At 69.9% G+C, this 22,976-nt stretch carries 22 protein-coding genes, 1 tRNA gene and 2 pseudogenes; 17 read left to right on the top strand and 8 right to left on the bottom strand.

What is annotated here, in order from left to right; all coding sequences use genetic code 11:
* The first annotated feature begins 52 nt into the window (after positions 1 to 52).
* From L2X99_RS09190 to L2X99_RS09165, 6 genes are all read left to right on the top strand, one after another.
* Positions 53 to 712, top strand: coding sequence for an O-methyltransferase (locus L2X99_RS09190; protein WP_236123885.1), 660 nt, complete (start codon positions 53 to 55; stop codon positions 710 to 712).
* A gap of 117 nt (positions 713 to 829) precedes the next feature.
* On the top strand, positions 830 to 2,110 hold the full coding sequence (eno, locus tag L2X99_RS09185; protein ID WP_236134993.1) for a phosphopyruvate hydratase: 1,281 nt from the start codon (positions 830 to 832) through the stop codon (positions 2,108 to 2,110).
* A gap of 218 nt (positions 2,111 to 2,328) precedes the next feature.
* Positions 2,329 to 2,709 (top strand): FtsB family cell division protein, encoded by a 381-nt coding sequence (locus L2X99_RS09180; protein WP_236123886.1) that lies wholly within the window; start codon positions 2,329 to 2,331, stop codon positions 2,707 to 2,709.
* A gap of 46 nt (positions 2,710 to 2,755) precedes the next feature.
* Entirely contained in the window at positions 2,756 to 3,286 is a 531-nt protein-coding gene (locus L2X99_RS09175; protein ID WP_236134992.1) for a DUF501 domain-containing protein, read from the top strand.
* Entirely contained in the window at positions 3,283 to 4,626 is a 1,344-nt protein-coding gene (locus L2X99_RS09170; protein ID WP_236134991.1) for a S8 family peptidase, read from the top strand. The genes L2X99_RS09175 and L2X99_RS09170 overlap by 4 nt, the downstream gene beginning before the upstream one ends.
* Positions 4,623 to 6,260 (top strand): NAD(P)/FAD-dependent oxidoreductase, encoded by a 1,638-nt coding sequence (locus L2X99_RS09165; protein WP_236123888.1) that lies wholly within the window; start codon positions 4,623 to 4,625, stop codon positions 6,258 to 6,260. The genes L2X99_RS09170 and L2X99_RS09165 overlap by 4 nt, the downstream gene beginning before the upstream one ends.
* A 79-nt stretch (positions 6,261 to 6,339) precedes the next feature.
* Here the strand turns inward: L2X99_RS09165 and L2X99_RS09160 are convergent.
* Positions 6,340 to 6,415: transfer RNA gene (locus L2X99_RS09160), tRNA-Leu, on the bottom strand.
* 88 nt (positions 6,416 to 6,503) lie between these two features.
* Here L2X99_RS09160 and L2X99_RS09155 point away from each other — a divergent pair.
* From L2X99_RS09155 to L2X99_RS09145, 3 genes and pseudogenes are all read left to right on the top strand, one after another.
* Positions 6,504 to 7,734, top strand: a pseudogene (locus tag L2X99_RS09155) (alanine racemase).
* Positions 7,731 to 9,044: a D-arabinono-1,4-lactone oxidase gene (locus tag L2X99_RS09150; RefSeq protein WP_236134990.1), complete on the top strand. Its 1,314-nt coding sequence runs from the start codon at positions 7,731 to 7,733 to the stop codon at positions 9,042 to 9,044. The pseudogene L2X99_RS09155 and the gene L2X99_RS09150 overlap by 4 nt, the downstream one beginning before the upstream one ends.
* Before the next feature lie 93 nt (positions 9,045 to 9,137).
* Positions 9,138 to 9,701 (top strand): annotated as a pseudogene (locus L2X99_RS09145) (LemA family protein); the annotation flags it as partial.
* Between the two features lie 90 nt (positions 9,702 to 9,791).
* Here the strand turns inward: L2X99_RS09145 and L2X99_RS18265 are convergent.
* Both L2X99_RS18265 and L2X99_RS09140 read right to left on the bottom strand, forming a co-directional pair.
* On the bottom strand, positions 9,792 to 10,250 hold the full coding sequence (locus L2X99_RS18265) for a DNA glycosylase AlkZ-like family protein (RefSeq protein ID WP_329607972.1): 459 nt from the start codon (positions 10,248 to 10,250) through the stop codon (positions 9,792 to 9,794).
* Positions 10,196 to 11,059 carry a winged helix-turn-helix domain-containing protein gene (locus tag L2X99_RS09140; protein WP_329607971.1) on the bottom strand — a complete coding sequence of 288 codons (864 nt, stop codon included), beginning with the start codon at positions 11,057 to 11,059 and terminating at the stop codon, positions 10,196 to 10,198. The genes L2X99_RS18265 and L2X99_RS09140 overlap by 55 nt, the downstream gene beginning before the upstream one ends.
* A 118-nt stretch (positions 11,060 to 11,177) precedes the next feature.
* On the opposite strand from L2X99_RS09140, the gene L2X99_RS09135 reads away from it, so the two are divergent.
* Positions 11,178 to 12,377 (top strand): AI-2E family transporter, encoded by a 1,200-nt coding sequence (locus L2X99_RS09135; protein WP_236123892.1) that lies wholly within the window; start codon positions 11,178 to 11,180, stop codon positions 12,375 to 12,377.
* Positions 12,374 to 13,603: a threonine ammonia-lyase gene (ilvA, locus tag L2X99_RS09130; RefSeq protein ID WP_236123894.1), complete on the top strand. Its 1,230-nt coding sequence runs from the start codon at positions 12,374 to 12,376 to the stop codon at positions 13,601 to 13,603. Before L2X99_RS09135 ends, ilvA begins: the two co-directional genes overlap by 4 nt.
* 309 nt (positions 13,604 to 13,912) lie before the next feature.
* On the opposite strand, the gene greA is transcribed toward ilvA, so the two are convergent.
* A complete protein-coding gene (gene greA / locus L2X99_RS09125; protein WP_236123896.1) occupies positions 13,913 to 14,401 on the bottom strand; it encodes a transcription elongation factor GreA in 489 nt (162 codons plus the stop codon).
* A gap of 112 nt (positions 14,402 to 14,513) precedes the next feature.
* Positions 14,514 to 14,900 carry a DUF4307 domain-containing protein gene (locus L2X99_RS09120; RefSeq protein WP_236123897.1) on the bottom strand — a complete coding sequence of 129 codons (387 nt, stop codon included), beginning with the start codon at positions 14,898 to 14,900 and terminating at the stop codon, positions 14,514 to 14,516.
* A 69-nt stretch (positions 14,901 to 14,969) separates the two neighbouring features.
* Between L2X99_RS09120 and L2X99_RS09115 the strand changes: the two genes are divergently transcribed.
* The gene (locus tag L2X99_RS09115; protein WP_236123899.1) at positions 14,970 to 15,212 is read left to right on the top strand and encodes a hypothetical protein; all 243 of its coding nucleotides are present in this window, start codon (positions 14,970 to 14,972) and stop codon (positions 15,210 to 15,212) included.
* Position 15,213: 1 nt separating this feature from the next.
* Here L2X99_RS09115 and L2X99_RS09110 read toward each other — a convergent pair whose 3' ends face one another.
* A complete protein-coding gene (locus tag L2X99_RS09110; RefSeq protein ID WP_236123901.1) occupies positions 15,214 to 15,687 on the bottom strand; it encodes an S-ribosylhomocysteine lyase in 474 nt (157 codons plus the stop codon).
* 80 nt (positions 15,688 to 15,767) lie between these two features.
* Positions 15,768 to 16,496 (bottom strand): PAQR family membrane homeostasis protein TrhA, encoded by a 729-nt coding sequence (trhA, locus tag L2X99_RS09105; RefSeq protein WP_236126863.1) that lies wholly within the window; start codon positions 16,494 to 16,496, stop codon positions 15,768 to 15,770.
* A gap of 83 nt (positions 16,497 to 16,579) precedes the next feature.
* Between trhA and L2X99_RS09100 the strand changes: the two genes are divergently transcribed.
* The 5 genes from L2X99_RS09100 (at position 16,580) to L2X99_RS09080 (ending at position 22,533) form a co-directional block, all read left to right on the top strand.
* Positions 16,580 to 17,362, top strand: coding sequence for an isoprenyl transferase (locus tag L2X99_RS09100; protein ID WP_236123903.1), 783 nt, complete (start codon positions 16,580 to 16,582; stop codon positions 17,360 to 17,362).
* A 122-nt stretch (positions 17,363 to 17,484) separates the two neighbouring features.
* Positions 17,485 to 18,513 (top strand): aminotransferase class V-fold PLP-dependent enzyme, encoded by a 1,029-nt coding sequence (locus L2X99_RS09095; protein ID WP_236135887.1) that lies wholly within the window; start codon positions 17,485 to 17,487, stop codon positions 18,511 to 18,513.
* A 170-nt stretch (positions 18,514 to 18,683) separates the two neighbouring features.
* Positions 18,684 to 20,042, top strand: a complete 1,359-nt coding sequence (locus tag L2X99_RS09090) for a PhoH family protein (RefSeq protein ID WP_442923509.1) — start codon at positions 18,684 to 18,686, stop codon at positions 20,040 to 20,042.
* 69 nt (positions 20,043 to 20,111) lie between these two features.
* Positions 20,112 to 22,346, top strand: a complete 2,235-nt coding sequence (locus L2X99_RS09085; RefSeq protein ID WP_236123905.1) for a carbon starvation CstA family protein — start codon at positions 20,112 to 20,114, stop codon at positions 22,344 to 22,346.
* A 1-nt stretch (position 22,347) separates the two neighbouring features.
* Positions 22,348 to 22,533 (top strand): YbdD/YjiX family protein, encoded by a 186-nt coding sequence (locus L2X99_RS09080; protein ID WP_236123907.1) that lies wholly within the window; start codon positions 22,348 to 22,350, stop codon positions 22,531 to 22,533.
* 167 nt (positions 22,534 to 22,700) lie between these two features.
* Here the strand turns inward: L2X99_RS09080 and L2X99_RS09075 are convergent, their stop codons facing one another.
* Entirely contained in the window at positions 22,701 to 22,880 is a 180-nt protein-coding gene (locus tag L2X99_RS09075; protein ID WP_236135886.1) for a hypothetical protein, read from the bottom strand.
* Positions 22,881 to 22,976: the final 96 nt, after the last annotated feature.

Here is a 22,976-nt window from a genome sequence, read left to right as displayed (position 1 = left end):
GAGGGGGCGTCGACCTGTTGACCTGCCCCGGCGCGCGGGGTTGGCTGGGGGCATGGATCCCACACGCGAGAACTGGCGCTCGGCCGACGACTACCTGTCCGAGACGCTCGTCGGGCACGATCCCGCGCTCGAGGCCGCGCTCGTCGCGCAGCAGGATGCCGGGATGCCGGCGATCGAGGTCGCCCCGGTCTCCGGCAAGCTGCTGAACCTGCTGGTGCGGATCAGCGGTGCGCGCCGCGTGCTCGAGATCGGCACGCTCGGCGGGTACTCCACGATCTGGATGGCCAGGGGCGTCGGCGACGAAGGAAGGGTCGTGACGATCGAGGCCGAGGCCGAGAACGCCGCGGTCGCCAGGGCGAGCATCGACGCCGCGGGAGTCGGCGAGCGGGTCGACATCCGCATCGGACGGGCCGCCGACGTGCTGCCGACCCTCGTCGGCGGGTTCGACCTGGTCTTCATCGACGCGGACAAGGAGTCCAACACGATCTACCTGGACTGGGCGGCGAAGCTGGGGCACCCGGGCACCGTGGTCGTCGTCGACAACATCGGCCGCGACGGTGAGATCGCGAATGCGGGCAGCACCGACTCGATGGTGGTCGGCACCCAGGACGCACTGCGGATGCTGGGCGCGGACCCGCGCTTCGACGCCACCGCGCTGCAGACCGTGGGGCTCAAGGGCTGGGACGGCGTCGCGATCGCCCTCGTGGTCTGATGCTTCGGCGGGCTCAGCAACGCATTGGGCCCTGAGCTTGTCGAAGGGCCCGACTGAGACTGGGCCGCGGACCGACGCCGCTCCACATCCCCCATTCCTCTAGCAAGGAGCACACCCGTGGCATTGATCGAGGCTGTAGGCGCTCGCGAGATCCTGGACTCGCGCGGAAACCCGACCGTCGAGGTGGAGGTGCTCCTCGACGACGGCATCGTGCAGCGCGCCGCCGTCCCCTCCGGTGCGTCCACCGGAGCCTTCGAGGCGTACGAGCTGCGCGACGGCGACAAGAGCCGGTACGGCGGCAAGGGCGTGCTGAAGGCCGTCGAGGCCGTCATCGACGAGCTCGGCCCCGCCATCGAGGGCGTGGAGGCGAGCGAGCAGCGCGTCATCGACGAGATCCTCATCGAGGTCGACGGCACCGACAACAAGGGCCGCGTCGGCGCGAACGCCATCCTCGGCGTCAGCCTCGCCACAGCCAAGGCCGCGGCCGACTCGGCCGATCTGCCCCTGTTCCGCTACCTGGGCGGCCCGAACGCGCACCTGCTGCCGGTCCCGCTGTTCAACGTCATCAACGGCGGCTCGCACGCCGACAACGGCATCGACATGCAGGAGTTCTTCCTCGCCCCGATCGGTGCCGACACGTTCTCCGAGGCGCTGCGCTGGGGCACCGAGGTCTACCACGTGCTCAAGGGCGAGCTGAAGGCCGCCGGCTTCGCGACCGGACTGGGTGACGAGGGCGGCTTCGCCCCCGACCTGCCCAGCAACCGCGAGGGCCTGGAATTCCTGGTCAAGGCGATCGAGAAGGCCGGCTTCACGCCCGGCGCCGACATCGCGCTGGGCCTGGACGCCGCCGCCACCGAGTTCTTCAACGAGGGCGTGTACCGCCTCGATGGCAAGGACTGGGACGCCGCCGCGCTCACCGACTACTACGTCGGCCTGGTGTCGGACTTCCCGATCGTCACGATCGAGGACGCCCTCGCCGAGGACGACTGGGACGGCTGGAAGGCCCTGACCGAGAAGCTCGGATCGCAGATCCAGCTCGTCGGCGACGATCTGTTCGTCACCAACCCGGAGCGCCTGCAGAAGGGCATCGACCTCGGTGTCGCGAACTCGCTGCTGGTCAAGGTGAACCAGATCGGCACGCTGTCCGAGACGCTGGACGCGATCAACCTCGCACACCGCTCGGGCTACACCACGATGCTCTCGCACCGCTCGGGCGAGACCGAGGACACCACGATCGCCGACCTCGTCGTCGCCGTGAACTCGGGCCAGATCAAGAGCGGCGCGCCCGCTCGCAGTGAGCGGGTCGCGAAGTACAATCAGCTTCTGCGCATCGAGGAGGAGCTGGGCGACGCCGCGGTCTTCGCCGGCCGGTCCGCCTTCCCGCGTTTCAAGGGCTGATCAGCTGATTCCATTCTGCTGAACGACGAAAGGGGAGCCATGGCCAGACGACCGGCTCCCCTTTTGCCGTCCCCGGGCGAAGCATCACCGAAGGCGCCCTCCCGAGCGGATGCCGCGCGGCCGTCGGCATCCTCGCGCGCCGCGCGCGAGCCGCGCACGCGTCGCGTCGACGTGGGGAGTGGACCAGCGGCATCCGGCTGTCGGCCTTCTCGGCGATCATGCTGTCGCTGGTGGTGCTGGGCGCCTGGGTGCTGGTGCCGAGTCTCGGCACCTACCTCGACCAGCGGCAGAAGATCGCCGCCGTCGAGGCGTCGGTGCAGGTCACCGAGGAGCAGATCGCAGCGCTCGAGCAGGAGCGCGAGCGATGGAACGATCCGGCGTACATCAGCACGCAGGCGCGCGAGCGGCTGTACTACGTCAAGCCCGGCGAGGTGCCCTACCTCGTCGACAACGACCTCGACCCCGCCGCACTGCCCAAGGAGCAGGTCCCGGTGAGCGACGAGCTCGTCGAGCGAAGGGCCGATTGGATGCCGCAGCTGCTGCGCAGCATCGCCGGCGCCGGTCTCGCGAAGAACGCCGTCGAGACACCGCTGCGCTGACGCGGCCCTGAGCCTTCGCCCAGCCGCGCTCCCGTAGGCTGGTCGGGTGACGACTCCGCCCTTCGACGCCCCCACTCCCGCCGAGATCGCGGTCGTCTCCGCACAGCTGGGCCGCACCGCTCGCGGGGTCGTGGGCATCGCCGCGCGCTGCGTGTGCGGCAACCCGACGGTCGTCGCCACGTCCCCCCGGCTGGATGACGGGTCGCCGTTCCCCACGTTCTACTACCTCACGCATCCTGCCGCGACGGCGGCGATGTCCACGCTCGAGGCGGAGCACGTCATGCCGGAGCTCGCCGCGATGCTCGAGGACGAAGACGTCGCCGCTCAGTACCGGCGTGCGCATGAGGCGTTCCTCGCCGATCGCGCGCAGTTCGGCGACGTGCCCGAGATCGCGGGCGTCTCCTCCGGAGGCATGCCGACGCGCGTGAAGTGCCTGCACGCGCTGGCCGGTCACGCCCTCGCGGCGGGTCCCGGCGTGAACCCGATCGGCGACGCCGCACTGGCGCGGTCGAGCTGGTCGCCCGGACGCTGCGCCTGCACCGAGCCCGGCGCCGCGCGCGGAGACTCCGCCGGATGAGCCCGATCAGGACGCTGCGCGGCATCGTCGCGATCGCGACGGTGGCGGCATCCCTCGCCCTGACAGGGGTCGCACCGGCCTCGGCCGCGACGCCGACGCCGGCGCCCGTCGCCACGACCGATCCCACGCCGCCGCCGGTCGCCGACGATCCGGCCGATCCCGTCCGGGCGTCCGAGTACTGGCTCGACGGCGCCCGCGTCCGCGAGGCCTGGCACACCACACGAGGCAAGGGCGCGACGATCGCGATCATCGACACGGGCATCGGGCGCCCGCCCGGCGTCTTCGACGGCGCCGTCGCGGACGGCACCGATGTGTCCGGCAGCGGCACGCCGGACGGCCGCACCCCGCTGGGCACCAAGGACAAGAACCATGGCACCTGGGTCGCCTCTCTGGCGGGCGCGCGAGGTCAGGAGGATGGCACGGGCATGATCGGCATCGCCCCCGAGGCGAAGCTGCTCTCGATCTCGATCGGCTTCGAGGCCGCCGCCGTCGTGCCGTTCACTGAGCAGATCGCGAAGGCGATGCGCTGGGCCGTCGACCACGGCGCCGACGTCATCAACCTGTCCTTGACGACGAACACCCTGGACTGGGACGAGAGCTGGGACGAGGCGTTCCTGTACGCCTACGACCACGACGTCGTCGTGGTCGTCGCGGCGGGCAACCGCGGCAGCGGCACGTCGATCGTCGGCGCCCCGGCGACGATCCCCGGGGTTCTCACCGTCGGCGGCGTCGACCAGCACGGCAACGCGAGCGTCGAGGCCTCGACGCAGGGCATCACGATCGGCATCTCGGCGCCGAGCGAGGGACTGCGCGGAGTCTCCGCCGACGGCACCGTCGTCACCTGGGACGGCACCAGCGGAGCGGCACCCATCGTGGCCGGCGTGGCGGCACTGGTGCGCTCCGCGCACCCCGGGCTGGACGCGAACAACGTCATCAACCGGATCATCCGGACCGCGATCCCGGTGCCGGGGGTGAAGAAGCTGCCCGATCCGCTCTACGGGTACGGGCTTCTGGACGCCGAGGCCGCGGTGACCGCCGACGTGGCCAAGGTGTCGAAGAACCCGATGGGCGACCTCGAGGAGTGGATCCGGCTGTACCGCCGGGCCAAGAGCGACCCCGAGCCCGAGCCGACGGTGACGCCGATCGCGGTGCCGCCGCTGCCCGCGGCGGACGCCCCGACGAAGCCCGGTTCGCCGCTGCTGCCGAGTGCCGAATCACTGCGGTACGGTACCCTGCCGCTTCTTGCGCTCACGGTACCTGGTATTCTGATCGGGCTTGGCGTCACCGCAGCTGCCCGGCGCATCCGTTCGGCGCGCGATCGACGCACGCCTTCCCCATGACGACGAGGAGTTGTCCCTCTGTGCCTGAGAATCGCACTGTCCCCAAGATTCTGATCGTCGGCGGTGGTTACGCGGGCTTCTACACCGCGTGGAAGCTCGAGAAGCACCTCCGCAAGGGCGAAGCAGACGTGACCATGGTCGATCCGCTGCCGTACATGACGTACCAGCCGTTCCTGCCCGAGGTCGCGGCCGGCTCGATCGAGGCGCGTCACGCGGTCGTCGCGCACCGTCGCCACCTGAAGCGCACCAACGTCATCACGGCGAAGATCACCGGCATCGACCACGCGAACAAGGTCGCCACGATCACTCCGCCGGTCGGCGACTCCTACGAATTCGCGTACGACCAGATCGTCGTCACCGCCGGCGCCGTGTCGCGCACGTTCCCGATCCCCGGCATCGCCGACAACGCGATCGGCCTGAAGACCATCGAAGAGGCCGTCGCCGTCCGCGACAAGCTGATGTCGAACTTCGACAAGGCCGCATCCGTGCCGGCCGGCCCCGAGCGCGATCGTCTGCTGACCACGGTCGTCGTCGGCGGCGGTTTCGCGGGCATCGAGGTGTTCGCCGAGCTGCGCTCGCTGGCATCGGCCCTGATCTCGAAGTACCCGCAGCTGTCGTTCGAGGACACGCACTTCCACCTCATCGAGGCGATGGGCCGCATCATGCCCGAGGTCTCGCTGAAGACCAGCGAGTGGGTGCTGAAGGACCTCGCCAAGCGCGGCGCCAACGTGCACCTCGACACTCAGGTCACCGGTGCGATCGACGGCAACGTCGAGCTCTCCACCGGCGAGGTCATCCCGACCGACCTCATCGTGTGGACCGCCGGCGTCATGGCCAACCCGACCGTCGTGCGCGGCGGCGACCTGCCGGTCGAGGAGCGCGGTCGCATCCGCACCCGCGCCGACCTGCGCGTCGGCACCGCCGAGGAGCCCGTCGAGGGCGCCTGGGCGGCCGGTGACGTCTCGGCCGTGCCCGACCTGACCGGCGGCGGCGTCGGCGGCTACTGCGTGCCGAACGCCCAGCACGCCGTGCGCCAGGCGAAGCTGCTCGCGAAGAACCTCGTCGCCGTGCTGCGCGGCGAGGGCACGAAGGACTACTTCCACAAGAACCTCGGCGCCGTCGCGGGCCTCGGTCTCTACAACGGTGTGTTCCAGTCCGGCAAGATCGCCCTGAAGGGCTTCATCGCCTGGCTCGCGCACCGTGGCTACCACGGCCTGGCCATGCCGTCGTGGGAGCGCAAGTGGCGCGTGCTGTGGGGCTGGTGGAACAACCTCTGGCTGGGCCGCGACCTGGTGAACCTGCAGACCGTGCAGAACCCGCGCTACGTCTTCGAGGAGTTCGCGGCTCGCCCGCGCCCGGCGGCGGATGCGCCCGCTCCGGCGCCCGCGCCGGCCAAGGCCCCGGAGAAGCCCGCCGAGGAGAAGCCCGCCGCCAAGGCGCCGGCCGCCAAGGCTCCGGCAGCGAAGAAGGCCTCCGCGAAGACGGATGCCGTCGCCGACGCGGCCGCCGACGACAAGGCGACCGTCGCCGCACCGGCCAAGAAAGCACCGGCGAAGAAGGCCCCGGCGCGCAAGCCCGCTGCCGCGCGTCGTACTGAGCCTGCCGAAGTGAAGGAGACTTCCGCCGCGAAGTGATCCGACCACACGAACGCCCCGGCTCCGCGAGCCGGGGCGTTCGTCGTTCAGCGCCATCCGCCATCCGGCCGCATGACGCTGGTGCCCCCAGTCGGATTCGAACCGACACTGAAGCGTGTTTAAGACGCCTGCCTCTGCCGTTGGGCTATGGGGGCCCGGTCGCCAGCCTAGCGACGACGATGACGGTGCGACCGGGTGCCATCCGAGATGATTCGCCGTCCGAAGTCATCGTAAGGTGGGGGAGTGCTCGACCTCATCGACGAACTGAGCCCCGACCGCCAGCCCTGGCAGGAGCCCGCCCGCTTCTGGCGCGGGCTCACCGAGGCGACGTCGCACCTGCCCGCCCCCGTGGGGGTCATCGAACGCGAAGCGCTGCGGCACAACGCGATGGACCTGCTGGTGCGCTCCGGCGGCATCCCGATCCGCGTCGCCTCGAAGTCGGTGCGCGTGCGCGGCGTCCTCGATGCCGTCCTGCGCATCCCGGGATTCCGGCGGCATCCTCGCCTTCACCCTCGCCGAGGCGCTGTGGCTCGCCGAGACGCACGACGACATCGTGGTGGGCTATCCCAGCGTCGACCGGGCGAATCTCGAGCGACTGCTGCATGACGAGCGCCTCGCGTCGCGGGTGGCGCTGATGGTCGATGAGACCGAGCAACTCGATCTGATCGACAGCATCGCCGCGCCCGGCTCGCGCCCCGAGATCCGCGTCGTGATCGACGTGGACGCCTCGTACCGCGCCCCGGCCCTCGGGCACCTCGGGGTGCGCCGCTCGCCGCTGTTCACCGCAGCGGATGTCGCCGGCTTCGCCGCCGAGGTGGTGAAGCGCCCCGGCTTCCGGCTGATCGGCCTGCAGATGTACGAGGCGCAGATCGCCGGGCAGCCCGACAACGCCGGAGCGGATGCCCCGGTCATCCGGCTCATGCAGGCGCGATCCCGCGAAGAGCTCCGCGTTCGCCGCGCCGCGATCTCCGCGGCCGTGCTCGACATCGCCCCGCTCGAGTTCATCAACGGCGGAGGCACCGGCTCCCTGGAGTTCACCGGCAGCGACGAGGCCGTCACGGAGGCCACCGCGGGCAGCGGACTTCTCGCGGGGCATCTGTTCGACGGGTACCGGTCGTTCCGGCCCGCGCCCGCCACCGCGTTCGCGTTCGACGTGGTGCGGAAGCCCACCGCCGACATCGCCACGGTGCTCGGCGGCGGCTGGATCGCCTCCGGCCCCGCCGTGGCGTCCCGTCAGCCGATCCCCGCCTGGCCCGCGGGGCTCCGTACGCTTCCCCGGGAGGCCGCGGGCGAGGTCCAGACGCCGCTGCAGGGACCCGAGGCCCGTGCGTTGCGCATCGGCGACCGGGTCTGGTTCCGGCACTCCAAGAGCGGTGAGCCGGCCGAGCGCATCGCCGCGTACCAGGTCGTGTCACACGACGCCGTCATCGACGAGATCCCCACCTACCGAGGCGAAGGAAAGGCCTTCCTGTGACACGACCGGGCGGAACCTGGCAGAACTGGGGGCGGTCCGCGCAGATCCGTCCCGTGCGGGTCGAACGTCCCCGCACCCCGGAGGGCGTGCAGCGAGCGGTGAAGGCGGCCGCGAAGCAGGGCCTCACCGTGAAGGCGGTCGGCGCCGGACACAGCTTCACCGGCATCGCCGTCGCGCCCGGAGTGCTGCTCGAACTGGACGACATGCAGGGGCTGGTCTCGGCCGACCGTGAGACCGGGCTGGTCACGCTCCTCGCCGGCACGCGGCTGCACCGCATCCCCGGGCTGCTCGCGCCCTTCGGTCTCGCGATGGAGAACCTCGGCGACATCGACAGGCAGTCGATCTCGGGGGCGATCTCGACGGGGACGCACGGCACCGGCGCGCAGTTCGGCGGCATCGCCACGCAGGTGCGCGGGCTCACGCTCATCACCGCCGACGGCGAGTTCCTGCGCATCGACGGCACTCAGAACAGCGAGCTCCTGCCCGGCGCGGTCGTCGGGCTCGGCGCTCTCGGAATCGTCGTCGAGGTCACTCTGCAGTGCGTGCCCGCGTTCGTTCTCCAGGCTGTCGATGCACCGCAGCCGCTGGATGCGACCCTCGAGACGGTCCACGAGCAAGTCGCGGCATCCGACCACCTCGAGTTCTACTGGCATCCGCACACCGACGTCGCGCTCACCAAGACGCAGACCCGGCTGCCGGAGTCGACCCGGCGCGAACCGCTGCCCGCCTTCGGGCACTGGGTCGACGAGACCGTGCTGAGCAACGGCGTGTTCCGGGTGTTCTGCGCGAGCAGCCGATTCGCACCGGGCATCATCCCGCCGTTCAACCGGCTCGCGGTGAAGCTCACCGGTGATGCGACCTACTCCGACCGGTCCCACAGGGTGCTCATCCACCGCCGGACCGTGCGGTTCCGCGAGATGGAGTACGCCATCCCGGCCGAGAACGTCGTGCCGGCGTTCCGCGAGGTGCAGCAGCTGATCGCCGACAGGGGCTGGAGGATCGAGTTCCCGGTCGAGGTGCGCTTCGCGAAGGCCGACGACCTGTGGCTGTCCACGGCGTCCGGGCGTGACAGCGCCTACATCGCGGTGCACCGCTACTGGCGCACCGATCCGCGGGAGTACTTCGACGCGGTCGAGCAGATCATGGCCGGTTACGGCGGCAGGCCGCACTGGGGCAAGCTGCACTCGCTGACGGCGGACCAGCTGCGCGAGCGCTACCCCCGCTTCGACGACTTCGTCGCGCTGCGCGACCGGCTCGACCCGGATCGGATGTTCGGGAACCGGCATCTGGAGCGCATCCTCGGCGCCTGAACCGGCGGATGCCGCGCCGCTGCGCGACACCCAGCGGCCGTGCAGTCGGTCGCGCTTCAGGATTGAGAGCACTCGTGTGGAAAGGTCTGTCCCATGGAATGGCTCGTACCGGTACTGATCGTCGTCGGCGTGCTCGTGCTCGTCGGCATCTATCTGTGGTCGACCTACAACTCGCTCGTGCAGGCGAACGTCCGCGTCGATGAGGCGTGGAGCGACATCACCGTGCAGCTCAAGCGACGGGCCGACCTGATCCCGAACCTCATCGAGACGGTGAAGGGCTACGCCGCGCATGAGAAGTCGGTCTTCGAGAGCGTCACCCGCGCCAGGGCCGAGACGCTCTCCGCGACCGCGCCGGCGGAGGCCGGTATCGCGGAGGGGCACATGCAGCAGGCGCTGCGAGGACTGTTCGCGGTCGCCGAGGCGTACCCGCAGCTGCAGGCCAGCCAGAACTACCTCCATCTGCAGTCGTCGCTGGTCGACACCGAGGACAAGATCCAGGCCTCGCGCCGGTTCTACAACGGCGGAGTGCGCGAGCTGAACACCAAGATCAAGGTGTTCCCGAACAACCTCTTCGCCCGCGGACTCGGGTTCACCGAGCGCGAGTTCTTCGAGGTCGCCGACGGCAGCGCCGTCTCGGAGCCGCCCCGCGTGCAGTTTCGACATCATCCGGTCGTTGAGCGAGCGGAGCGAGACGAAACGCCTTCAGTTCGCTGGAGGCGTTTCGTCTCGGTCGCTGCGCTCCCTCGCTCAACGACCCGCCAGGGCGCTCTCCCGCGGATGCCGGTGCCGCTCCACTGCCACCACGCCCTCGTGCAGGGCCTGTGCGAGCGGTTCTGCTGCATCGCCCCAGCCTGAGACGCTGATGCGCTCCAGCCCCTGCCAGGAGGCCGCACGCACCAGCTCGCCCGCGATCTCGTCGGCGTCGGATGCCCTGGACTGCGGCTCCCACCACGCCGACTGCACGAGAAGGGCGGACGTCTGGCGATCGGCCTTCAGATCGATGCGCGCCACGATCCTGTCGCCGACCAGCACCGGCAGGGAGTAGTACCCGAAGCGGCGCTTGTCGGCCGGCACGTAGATCTCGATCCGGTAGTCGAGATCGAACACCCGCAGCGCGCGGTCGCGGAACCACACCACGGGATCGAACGGGGTCAGCAGAGCGGCACCGTCGATGCGGCGGGGAGCGCCGCCCCCGTGTGCATCCACGCCGCCACCGGCCGGCCACCGCGCTCCCAGCCGCGCACGACGACGGGCGCGAGCTCTCCGGCGTCGGTGAGGTCGTCGATCGCCCGGCGCACCGCCGCGCGGTCGCGGATGCGGTGGTAGTCGGCGAGGTCGGACTCGGCTGCGACGCCGTAGGAGCGCGCCGCCCTGAGGACGAGCTCGCGGATCGCTGCACCCCTGGTCACCTCGCGCGCGAGCGCGTCGCCGGGGATCACCTGGTCGGCGAGCGCATAGCTGCGCTCGAAGCCGCGCCGGCCCGACACGGCGACATCGCCGAGGCGCCAGAGGTGCTCCAGTGCCATCTTGACGTCGTCCCAGTCCCACCATCCGCCGCGCTCCCGTGGCGCGTCCTCGCGCAGGTCGGCCGGGCGCAGCGGTCCGCGATCCCGCAGCTCGGAACGCACCCACTCCAGAGTCCGGCCGTTCGCGTTCAGCCAGGAATCCGGGTCGCGCTCCCACTTGCCGCGGAAGTCGTCCATCCGGAATCGCCACAGCGGCCAGTCGTCGGCGGGAATGAACGCCGCCTCATGGGCGAGGTACTCGACGTACCGGCTCGACGGCGAGAAGAACACTCGGTCGAACAGCGCCGGATCGTAGCCGCCGAGCCGGGCGAACACCGGCAGGTAGTGCGATCGGGCGAAGACGTTCACCGAGTCGATCTGCAGCACGCCCATGCGCTCCATCGCCCGGTGCAGGTGCCGCGATGACACCGCCTCGGGGCGGCGCCGGGAGAACCCCTGGGCGCCGAGCGTCATGCGGCGGGCTTCGGCGGCGCTCAGGCTGGCGGTCATGCCGCCAGCGTATCCGGCGGCATCCGACGTCGAGAATGCACGCCCGCGCCGAGACGGGGGCGGAGCAGCCCGGTCTCGGCGCGGTGGTGCAGTCTCGCGTGCCCCGTAAACTGAGGCGATGAGCGACGAGCGCAGGCCGCGATTCCGCAATCCGTTCCGTGCCGAGCCGCCTTCGACGGAACGCACCGTCTCCACGCCGGCCGACGAGTACGTGCCGATGCCGTTGCGCGTGACGGCCGGCTACTCCTGGCGGATCCTGGTGATCGTCGCGGTCATCGCGGTGTTCATCTGGCTCGTCATGCTGCTGAAGCTGCTGGTGGTGCCGCTCCTGGTCGGCATCCTCGTCACCGCGCTGCTGTGGCCGGCGTTCGGCTGGATGCTGCGGCACCGCTGGCCCCGCTGGCTCGCGGTCGCGACCTCGCTGATCGGCGTCGCCGCCATCGTCGGCGGCCTGATGACGCTGGTGGTCTGGCAGATCAAGCAGCAGCTGCCCGACGTGCAGGCGAAGACCGCGGCGTCCATCGAGCAGCTCAAGCAGCTGCTGCTCGACGGGCCGCTCAACCTGACCGAGCAGCAGATCCAGGAATGGATCGACCAGGGGATGGAGCTCCTCAACGACCAGGCGTCGCTGCTCTGGTCGGGTGCCCTCGGCGTCGCGACGACGACCGCGCACGTGCTCACCGGCGCCGTGCTCGCGCTGTTCATCCTGATCTGCCTGCTCGCCGACGGCGCAGGGATCTGGCGCTGGACGGTCAAGCTCTTCCCTCGCGCCGCCCGTCCTGCCGCCGACGCATCCGCCCGTGCCGGCTGGGCCACCGTCATCAACTACGCGCGGACGCAGCTGCTCGTCGCCGCGATCGACGCCACAGGCATCGGCATCGGCGCGGCACTGCTGGGCGTGCCGATGGCGCTGCCGGTCGCCGTGCTGGTCTTCCTCGGCTCCTTCGTGCCGATCGTCGGCGCCGTCGTCACGGGGGCGATCGCCGTGTTCCTCGCCCTGGTCTACAACGGCCTGTGGATCGCCATCATCATGCTCGCCGTCGTGCTCGGTGTGCAGCAGCTCGAAGGCCACATCCTGCAGCCGCTGCTGATGGGATCGGCGGTCAAGGTGCATCCGCTCGCCGTGGTGCTGGTCGTGGCCGGAGGCGCGATGATCGCCGGCATACCGGGTGCCCTGTTCGCCGTGCCCCTGGCAGCGTTCGTCAACGTCGTGGCGGTCACACTCGGTTCGGGGTCGTGGAAGACTGGGAAGAAGACACCCGACGCAGACCTTATCTGGAGCACAGTGCCGCGGGAGCGGCGACGGAGGAATCGATGAGCGCAGTCCCCACGCTGGCGGAGTTCGAAGAAGCGGCTCGGAGCCTGTCGGGGGTGATCTCGCACACGCCCGCCGAGCAGTCCAGGGCGCTCAGCGACATTCTCGGCTCGCCCGTGGTGCTCAAGCTCGAGAACCTCCAGCGCACGGGGTCCTTCAAGATCCGCGGGGCCAGCTACCGGCTGGCGCAGCTCACCGCTGAGGAGCGCGCCCGCGGCGTCGTCGCCGCGTCGGCCGGCAACCACGCCCAGGGCGTCGCCCTCGCTGCGCAGGCACTCGGCATCCCGGCGACCATCTTCATGCCGCTGGGCGTTCCGGTGCCCAAGCTGCTCGCCACCCGCGGCTACGGCGCCGAGGTCGTGCTCGAGGGCGAGACCGTCGCCACGTCACTGCGGCTGGCCGCCGAGTTCGCCGAGCGCACCGGCGCCGTGCTGATCCCGCCGTTCGATCACCGCGACGTGGTGATCGGACAGGGCACGCTGGGCCTGGAGATCATCGAGGACGTGCCCGATCTCGACACCGTGATCCTGGGCGTCGGCGGAGGCGGACTCATCGCCGGCGTCGCTGCCGCCGTCGAGCAGGCCGCGGCCGAGGCCGGGCGCACCGTGCGGGTCATCGGCGTGCAGGCCGAGAACGCCGCCGCCGTACCGCCCTCTCTCGAGGTCGGGCACCCGGTGGAGATCACCACGCACCCGACCATCGCCGACGGCATTCTGGTCGCCAGGCCGGGGAAGATCCCGTTCCAGATCATCAGCGAACTCGTCGACGAGGTCGTCACCGTCTCGGAGGACGACATCGCGCGCGCGCTGCTGGTGCTGCTCGAGCACGCGAAGGTCGTCGTCGAGCCCGCCGGCGCAGTGGGCGTCGCCGCGATCCTGGCCGGCAAGGTGCGCGGCACCGGCAAGACGGTCTCGGTCCTGTCCGGCGGCAACATCGACCCGATGCTGCTCCAGCGCGTGGTCTCGCACGGCCTCGCGGCATCCGGCCGGTACGCCACCGTGCGCATCCCGCTGCCGGACCGCCCGGGTCAGCTGGCGCGCGTCTCGGAGCTGCTGGCGCAGGTGGGCGCGAACGTCATGGAGGTGCTGCACACCCGGCACGGGCAGGGACTGCAGATCGACGAGATGATCCTGCAGCTCTCGATCGAGACCCGTGGGCCGGAGCACACCCAGCTCACCCTGGACACGCTGCGCGCGGCCGGGTACGAGCCGCAGGTCGTCCCCGACTGAGCAGCCGCGCCGCGTTTCGGGCCGTCTCGCCTACCCACGAGAATCCGCAGACAGGATGCGAGGAGGTTTTCGTCGCCGGGCGGCGGGTGTCCCCGGCCTTTTCCTCGTTGCATCCGACGGGATGCGGGAGAGTGCGTGGGGCCGGAGGGATGCGAGGAGGTTTTCGTCGCCGGGCGGCGGCCGTCCCCGGCGTTCTCCTCCTTGCATCCGCGAGGGCGAGACGCGCGGACGGATGCAGGGAGGCGGGCTCCGAACATACGAGAACCGCCGACCCCGTGACGAAGCCGGCGGTTCTGCGTGTTTCCGGGATCAGCCGGTGAAGGTCTCCACTCCGGTGACCTCGACCGAGATCGAGCGGCCATTCGGGGCCTCGTAACTGGTCTTGTCGCCGACCTTGAGGCCGATGATGGCCGTGCCCAGCGGGCTGGCCTCGCTGTAGACGTCGAGGTCGGTGCCACCGGCGATCTCGCGGCTGCCGAGCAAGAAGGTCTCCTCGCCGCCGGCCACGACGGCGGTGACGACGGTGCCGGGCTCGACGATCCCGCGGCTCGCGGGAGCTTCGCCGACCTTCGCGGTCTTCAGCAGCTGCTCGAGAGTGCGGATGCGGGCCTCCTGTTTGCCCTGCTCGTCCTTGGCGGCGTGGTAGCCGCCGTTCTCCTTGAGGTCGCCCTCTTCGCGTGCCGCTTCGATGCGCTTCGCGATCTCGTCACGGCCGATGGTGGAGAGGTGCTCGAGCTCGGCGACGAGCCGGTCGTGGGCCTCCTGGGTGAGGAACGGCACCTGGGCGTCTGTGGACACAGCGTGCTCCTTCGTTCTGGCCCCTTCAGGGGCATGGGCGGCCCGTTACGGGCCGGGGATATGCCAAGACGCCCCGGCACTGGCCGGGGCGTCGGTTGTTCTGGCACCGAGTCTAGGCGACTCGGCAGGAGTTCACCAAACCGGTCGTCGCCTGTGCGACGGTCGGGACGACGGTCGTGATCGCTTTCGAGTGCTTCTCGATCGCCGGGATCTCGACGACCTTCCATCCCACGATGCCGAACTCCTCGTCGAGTGCCTCGACCACGCAGATCACGTCCTGACCGCGCGGCGGAGTGATCTGGTAGTACACCGTGACGGTGTGCTCATCGGTGAGCTCGAAGCCCAGATCGTCGGCTGCGACGGAGTTCATCTCATTGACGACCGTCATCCAGCCGAACGCCCCGACCAGCAGTACGGCGACGGACCCGGCGATGATCCACGGCAGCCGGCGCCTCCGGGTGCGGCCGTAGCGCTCATCGAGCTCCTGGGCGGTGGTCACGGCTCTCCTGCTGCGTCGTTAGGCTTGGTTGTGACAAGGCTATTCGACCTGTCTATGAAAGGCGCACACATGCTCCCGTTCGCGGACCAGACCCCGATGCCGACGCCCACGTCGACCGTCGATCCGAACCTGGTGACCCCGGGGTTCGTCGGCTTCGCGATCGTGGCCGTCCTCGTGGTCGCGGTCATCCTGCTGATCTGGGACATGAACCGACGCATCCGCCGCGTGCGGTACCGCGAAGAGGTGCGCGAGGAGCTCGACGCCGAGGAGGCAGCGGCCCGCGAGGCCGAGCAGGGCGACACTGACGCCTGACTCAGACCCCGACGCGCTCGAACGCGTCCAGGCTGATGCCCTGGTCGAGGATGACCCGCGCCCACTCACGGGCGCTGTGCAGGCTGTGATCGCGGTAGTTGCCGCACTCCACGGCCGAGACACCGGGGACATCCGCCCATTCCGCCTTCTCGGCGATGAACCGCAGGCTCTCGCGGATGCCTGCCACGACGCCCGACACGGCAGGTTCGCCCCAGACGATCAGGTGGAAGCCGGTACGGCAGCCGAACGGCGAGATGTCGATCACGCCGTCGAGGTGATCGCGCAGCTGTGCGGCTATCACGTGCTCGATCGTGTGCAGCCCGGCCGTCGGGATCTCGCCCTCGTTCGGCTGCACGAAACGCACGTCGAAGTTCGAGATGGCGTCGCCGCGCGGGCCGCGCTCGACCGAGATCAGTCGTACGTACGGTGCCTTGACGGCGGTGTGGTCCAGCGTGAAGCTCTCGACTTCGGCCATGGCGTGCTCCTCTGATCGGATGCGGGTGCTCCGATGCTATCGAGCCGCGCAGCGGCGACGGCCGTGTGCGTCCGCGTGAGTCAGGCCGGGAGGCCGAGCGAGGGCGAGTACGGCTGCAGGGAGATGAGCAGGCAGGCGGTCCAGTGGCACAGGAACGCCAGCACCGTGCATACGTGGAAGATCTCGTGGAAGCCGAAATGACCCGGCCACGGGTTGGGCCTCTTCAGCGCGTAGATGACGGCGCCCGCCGTGTACAGCAGTCCTCCGACGCACACCAGCACCATCATCGCGACGTTCGCCTGCACGAGGTCGACCATGTACATCACCGCGGCCCAGCCGAGCAGCAGGTACAGCGCGACGTACAGCCAGCGCGGTGCGTGGATCCAGAAGACCCGGAACAGGATGCCGAGGAGCGCGCCGCTCCACACCAGGACGAGCAGCAGGGTGCCCTTCTGCGGAGGCAGCGCGAGCACGGCGATCGGGGTGTAGGTGCCGGCGATCAGCAGCAGGATGTTCGCGTGGTCGATGCGCTTGAGCACGATCTTGGTCTTCGGACCCCAGTCGAACCGGTGGTAGAGCGCCGAGTTGCCGAACAGCAGCAGTGAGGTCGCCATGAACACCGCGGCCGCCCACTTCGCCGGAGCGCCCTGTGCGAGCACGATCAGCACGATGCCGGCGGCGATCGCGACGGGGAACGTCGCCGCGTGGATCCATCCGCGCCAGGTCGGCCTGATCTCGACGGCGGCGTCCTGCGCGGCTGCCTCGAGCAGCGGCAGCTGCGGGACGTCTGCGGGTTCGGAGGGGCGCATGCTCACGTGCTCACTCTAGGCTTCGCCGTATTCCTTGCGCGGCACATGACCGGGCTCACAGCCGGCGGCGGTAGCGTTGAGCCGTGAACGCACGCACGAGTGATGGCCGGGGCCCGCTCTACCGGCTGTACGGGAACCGGCTGCGAAGGCAGCTGGACGCGGCCTCCGTTCCGCACCACGTCGCGATGATGATCGACGGCAACCGGCGCTGGGCGCGGCAGCTGGGCTACGGCTCGGTCGCCGACGGGCACCGCGCCGGCGCAGCGAAGATGCGCGAGTTCCTCGGCTGGTGCGACGAGCTCGGTGTGAAGGTCGTCTCGCTCTACCTGCTCTCCAGCGACAACCTGATCAAGCGCGACTCCAAGGAGATCGACGACCTGATCGAGATCATCGCCGAGCTGGCCGACTCGCTCTCCCGCGAGAAGGACTGGCGGGTGCAGCACGTGGGCCGCGCCGACATCCTGCCGCCCGAGCTCGCGCGCGTGCTCGCCGAGGCACAGGAGCGCACCAACGACAACAAGGGGCTGCACGTGAACCTCGCCGTCGGATACGGCGGACGCAACGAGATCGTCGACGCGGTGCGCAGCATCATCTCCCAGCACGAGGCCTCGGGCGGCACCCTCGAGGACCTCGCCGAGCAGCTCACACCAGAGATGATCGGCGAGCACCTCTACACCGGCGGCCAGCCCGATCCCGATCTGGTGATCCGCACCAGCGGCGAGCAGCGGCTCAGCGACTTCCTGCTCTGGCAGAGCGCGCACAGCGAGTTCTACTTCGTCGAGGCGCTGGGCCCCGACCTGCGCCGGGTCGACTTCCTGCGCGCGATCCGCGACTTCGCGGACCGTGACCGGCGCTTCGGGCGGTGAGCCCTCAACGGCCCGGAGTGGTGCAAGACTGAGCCGATGACCGCTTTCGACGAGTACCTGGCATCATTCGACGGCGAACCCGGATACCTGAACTGGGCGGCGTTCGGACCCATCTCCCGGCCGTGCGGGCGGAGAGCATCTGGGCGCTCGACCAGCTCTCGAAGGCCGACCCCGCCGCGCACGGCCCGGTCTTCGCGCGAGCCGATCGCGCCGCGGAGGAGATCGCGGAGCTGCTCGGCGCAGCACCCGACGAGGTCGTCCTGCAGGGCTCCGCGACGCACGGGCTCGCCCAGGCGCTGTACGGCGTCTCCGGGACGGTGATCGCCTCGACCGCGGAGTTCCCCAGCGTCAGCCTCACCGTCGAGCGTGCGGCCCAGGCGTCGCACGGTGCGCTGACCCCGCGCTGGATCAGCCCTCCCGGCGGCCTCGTCACGACGGATGCGGTGGCCGAGGCGCTCAGCGACGAGGTCACCGCCGTCGCCGTGAGCCACGTCGACTTCCGCACCGGCTACCGCGCCGACCTCGCGGCCCTGCGCGAGCTGATCGGTCCCGATCGCCTGCTCATCGTCGACGCCGTGCAGTCCTTCGGCATCGTCGACATCGACTGGCAGGCCGCCGACGTCATCGCCGGACACGGCTACAAGTGGCTCCGCGCCGGCCGCGGTGCCGGCTTCGCGCGCTACTCGGAGCAGGCCCGCTCCCGCATCCGTCCGGTGCTCAGCGGCATCACCGGCACCGTCTCGGAGGGACTCTTCCTCGACGAGCTGCCGGCCGCAGCGGCATCCGCCCGGGCGTTCACCGTGAGCCAGCCCGACCACCTCGCCGCCGTGCGCCTGGCCGCCGGCGTCAGCGAGATCCGCGCTGCGGGCGTCGCCGCGATCGAGACGCGGATCGCCGAGCACATCGACCGGATCATCGCCCTCGCCGACGAGCACGACCTCCCGGTGGCGTCGCCGCGCGAGCGCGCGCACCGAGCGAGCATCGTGTCGCTCGCGCCGGACGATGTCGACGGTCTCTCCGCCGCGCTCACGGACGCGGGCGTCTCGGCGACGGCGCGCGGGGGAGCGGTGCGCGTCGCCGCGCACGCCGGCACCGACGAGGCGACGATCGACCTGCTCGGCGAGGCGCTCGCCGCGTTCGCCTCCCGTTAAGACGCACGACACAGGTTGCTCGCGTGTCGTGCACGGGCGCGACGGGACACGGGTCGTACGGTACAGGCATCGGGCACCTCGCCCGATCGGGTCGGCCTCCAGGTTCGCGACTCGTGGCCCCTGGTCGACTCGCAGCAGAACCGGGTCAAGCCCGGATCGGGGGATCGATCGTGACCACACGCACCGCGCAGCAGCAGTCCACCGGCCGGGCCACCGCCCGCACGCAGGACGACGCCACCGTCCTCCGCACCTACGTGCTCGACACCTCGGTGCTGCTCAGCGATCCGCAGGCGCTGTTCCGCTTCGCGGAGCATTCGATCGTGCTGCCGGTGATCGTGATCACCGAGCTCGAGGCGAAGCGGCACGACCCGGAACTCGGCTACTTCGCCCGCAGGGCGCTGCGGCACCTCGACGAGCTGCGCGTCGAGCACGGGCGCCTCGACTTCCCCGTCGAGGTCGGCGCGGGCGGCACGCTGCGCGTCGAGCTGGGCAATGCCGACCTCTCGGTGCTGCCGGCAGGCATCCGGCTCAGCGACAACGACAGCCGCATCCTCGCTATCGCCGCTCAGCTCGCGCAGGACGGCCAGGACGTCACGATCGTGTCGAAGGACCTGCCGATGCGTGTCAAGGCGGCGTCGCTCGGGCTGAATGCCGAGGAGTACCTCGCCGAGCAGGCGGTCGACTCCGGCTGGACCGGGATCGCGACCGTCGACCTCTCCGGCGACGAGATGAGCGACCTGTACGAGAGCGAGATCGGCCTCAGCGAGGACGTCCGCGGCGTGCCGGTGAACACCGGGCTGATCATCCACTCCGAACGCGGTTCGGCGCTCGGCCGGGTCACGGGCGACGGAGAGTACCGGCTGGTGCGCGGCGACCGCGAGATCTTCGGCATGCACGGTCGCTCCGCCGAGCAGCGCATCGCGATCGATCTGCTGCTCGACCCCGAGGTGGGCATCGTCTCGCTCGGCGGGCGTGCCGGCACCGGCAAGTCGGCTCTCGCGCTCTGCGCCGGCCTCGAGGCCGTGCTGGAGCGGCAGCAGCAGAAGAAGATCATCGTCTTCCGGCCCCTGTTCGCGGTCGGCGGGCAGGAGCTCGGCTACCTCCCCGGCGATCGCGAGGAGAAGATGAACCCCTGGGGTCAGGCGGTCTTCGACACGCTCGGCTCCGTCGTCTCGGGCAATGTCGTCGAAGAGGTCGTCGAGCGCGGGATGCTCGAGGTGCTGCCCCTCACGCACATCCGCGGGCGCTCGCTGCACGATGCCTTCGTGATCGTCGACGAGGCGCAGTCGCTGGAGCGCAACGTGCTGCTGACCGTCCTCAGCCGGATGGGGCAGAACTCGCGCGTCGTGCTCACCCACGATGTCGGCCAGCGCGACAACCTGCGGGTAGGCCGGCACGACGGCATCGCCTCGGTGATCGAGACGCTCAAGGGACACGAGCTGTTCGGGCACGTCACGCTGACCCGCTCGGAGCGGTCCGCGATCGCCGCCCTCGTGACCGACCTCCTGGAGGGCGGAGAGCTCAGCTGACCGGCATCCGACGGGTCCCGCGCTAGTGTCTCTCGTAGCGCTGGGGCCCTGACGATGGAGTGAGAGCTGATGAGCGAGAACGCGGATACGACCGTCGACGAGCGCGAGCTGCCGCCCGTGTCCGTCGATGAGAAGCCGAAGTGGACCCCGCTGAAGATCGTGATCTGGGCGGCCGTCGCGCTGCTCGGCGGCGTCGCCTGGACCATGCTGGCGATCGTGCGCGGCGAGACGGTGAACGCGATCTGGTTCGTGTTCGCGGCCGTCTGCACGTACCTGATCTTCTACCGGTTCTACTCGAAGTACATCGAGAAGCACATCGCGAGACCGGATGATCGGCGCGCGACGCCGGCCGAGTACCGGGCGGACGGCAAGGACTACGTGCCCACGGACCGGCGCGTCCTGTTCGGCCACCACTTCGCGGCGATCGCGGGTGCAGGTCCGCTGGTCGGCCCGGTGCTCGCCGCGCAGATGGGCTATCTGCCCGGCACGATCTGGATCATCATCGGCGTGGTGCTGGCCGGCGCGGTGCAGGACTACCTGGTGCTGTTCTTCTCCATGCGCCGCGGTGGCCGTTCGCTCGGACAGATGGCGCGCGACGAACTCGGCCGGTTCGGAGGAGCCGCGGCGATCCTGGCCACGCTGCTCATCATGATCATCATCACCGCCATCCTCGCCCTCGTCGTCGTGAACGCCCTCGGCGAGAGCCCGTGGGGCGTGTTCTCGGTGGCGATGACCATTCCGATCGCGCTGTTCATGGGCGCGTACCTGCGCTGGATCCGGCCGGGCAAGATCACCGAGGTCTCGATCATCGGGTTCGTGCTGCTGATGGCCGCGATCGTGGGCGGCGGGGCCGTCGCGGCCACGGACTGGGGCCAGGCGATCTTCACGCTCGACCGGATCACGATCGCCTGGGCGATCATCATCTACGGCTTCATCGCCGCGGTGCTGCCGGTGTGGATCCTGCTCGCGCCGCGCGACTACCTCTCCACCTTCATGAAGATCGGTGTCATCGCGGCCCTCGCCGTGGCGATCATCTTCGTGCGCCCCGAGATCACGGTGCCGGCGTTCAGCCAGTTCGCGTCGGGCGAGACCGGACCGGTGTGGGCGGGAGCGCTGTTCCCGTTCCTGTTCGTCACGATCGCCTGCGGCGCCCTGTCGGGGTTCCATGCGCTGATCGCCTCGGGCACGACGCCGAAGATGGTCGAGAAGGAGAAGCAGACGCGCTTCATCGGCTACGGCGGAATGCTGATGGAGTCGTTCGTCGCGATCATGGCGCTCGTCGCGGCGGTGTCGATCGACCAGGGCATCTACTTCGCGATGAACTCCTCGCCCGCGGCCACGCAGGGCACCGTGGAGGGCGCGGTCGCGTGGGTGAACAGCCTTGGCATCACGGGGGTGAACCTCACACCGGAGATGCTCACCAAGACTGCGGCGGCGGTCGGCGAGGAGACCATCATCTCGCGCACGGGCGGCGCGCCCACCCTCGCACTCGGGCTCTCGCAGATCATGCACCAGTGGCTCGGCGGGCCTGCGCTCGTGGCGTTCTGGTACCACTTCGCGATCATGTTCGAGGCGCTGTTCATCCTCACCGCTGTGGACGCCGGCACGCGCGTCGCGCGGTTCATGCTGCAGGATTCGATCGGCAACTTCGTGCCGCGGTTCAAGGACACCTCGTGGCGGGTGGGAGCGTGGATCTGCACGGCGATCATGGTCGCCGGATGGGGCGCCGTGCTGATCATGGGAGTGACGGATCCGCTCGGCGGCATCAACACGCTCTTCCCGCTGTTCGGCATCGCGAACCAGCTGCTCGCGGCGATCGCGCTCGCCGTCGTGCTCACGATCGTCGCCCGAAGGCGCACGTTCCGGCAGCTCTGGATCGTGGCCCTGCCTCTGGCGTTCGTCACGGTGATCACCGTGACCGCCTCGCTGGAGAAGATCTTCTCGACCGTTCCCGCAGTCGGCTACTGGGCGCAGCACTTCACGTTCAGGGCTGCACTGGATGCCGGGGAGACGAGCTTCGGCACGGCGACCTCGGTCGAGGCGATGGAGGCGGTCGTGCGGAACACCTTCATCCAGGGGTCGCTGTCGATCATCTTCCTCGTGCTGTCGGTTATCGTCATCATCGTCTCGCTGGTGCGGGTGGCGCAGGCGTTCCGCTCCACCGAGGTGATCGACCACGAGGATCCGGCGGTGCCATCGCGGCGATACGCCCCGGCAGGGCTGTTCGCCTCGCGTGCGGAGAAGGCGCTGGAGAAGCAGTGGGACGAGCTGCCCGCCGATCTCAAGCCGGTGCAGGGGCACTGACATGCTGCGTCGAGCGTGGCGAAGACTGGCCTGGTACGTCAACGGCGTGACGGGCCAGTCGAGGTACGCCTCTTACCTGGAGCACGAACGGGCGGTGCATCCGGACCGTTCGCCGATGTCGGAGCGCGACTTCTGGCGCCGGCACTACGCCGACCAGGACGCGAACCCCGGCGCCCGCTGCTGCTGAGGCGGGGCGGCGGCCGCCCGGGTGCGGCCGCCCCTTCGGGAACAGTTGCACCTCACCGCGGACGCCTTTCGGGGAACAGTTGCACGACCTGGGAACGGATGCACGGCGGGATCGCCCGTTTGGCCGTGCAGATGTTCCCGGGTCGTGCAGGTGTACCTGTCTGGGAGTCAGATCCGGGCTCGCACGCGGCCCAGCGCTGCGAGGATCGCCGGCTGCACCGTCTTCCAGTCGTGCACGATCTGGGCGTAGTCGAAACGCAGAGTCTCGTAGCTGAGGGCGGATGCCGGCGGCATCCCGCACGAGGTCTTTGTGCCGATTCGTCGAGCCGTCGTGATTCTCCTTGCCATCCACCTCGATGATCAATCGCCCGCCGATGACGAAATCGACTTTGCCGACTCCATCGATCATGACCTGGCAGTCCAGGCGGATGCCGAGCAGGTGCA

The organism is Microbacterium sp. KUDC0406 (genome assembly GCF_021582875.1).
Lineage (GTDB): Bacteria > Actinomycetota > Actinomycetes > Actinomycetales > Microbacteriaceae > Microbacterium.
The sequence above is the reverse complement of the archived record's forward strand: the minus strand, read 5'-3'. Positions and strand labels throughout refer to the sequence as shown.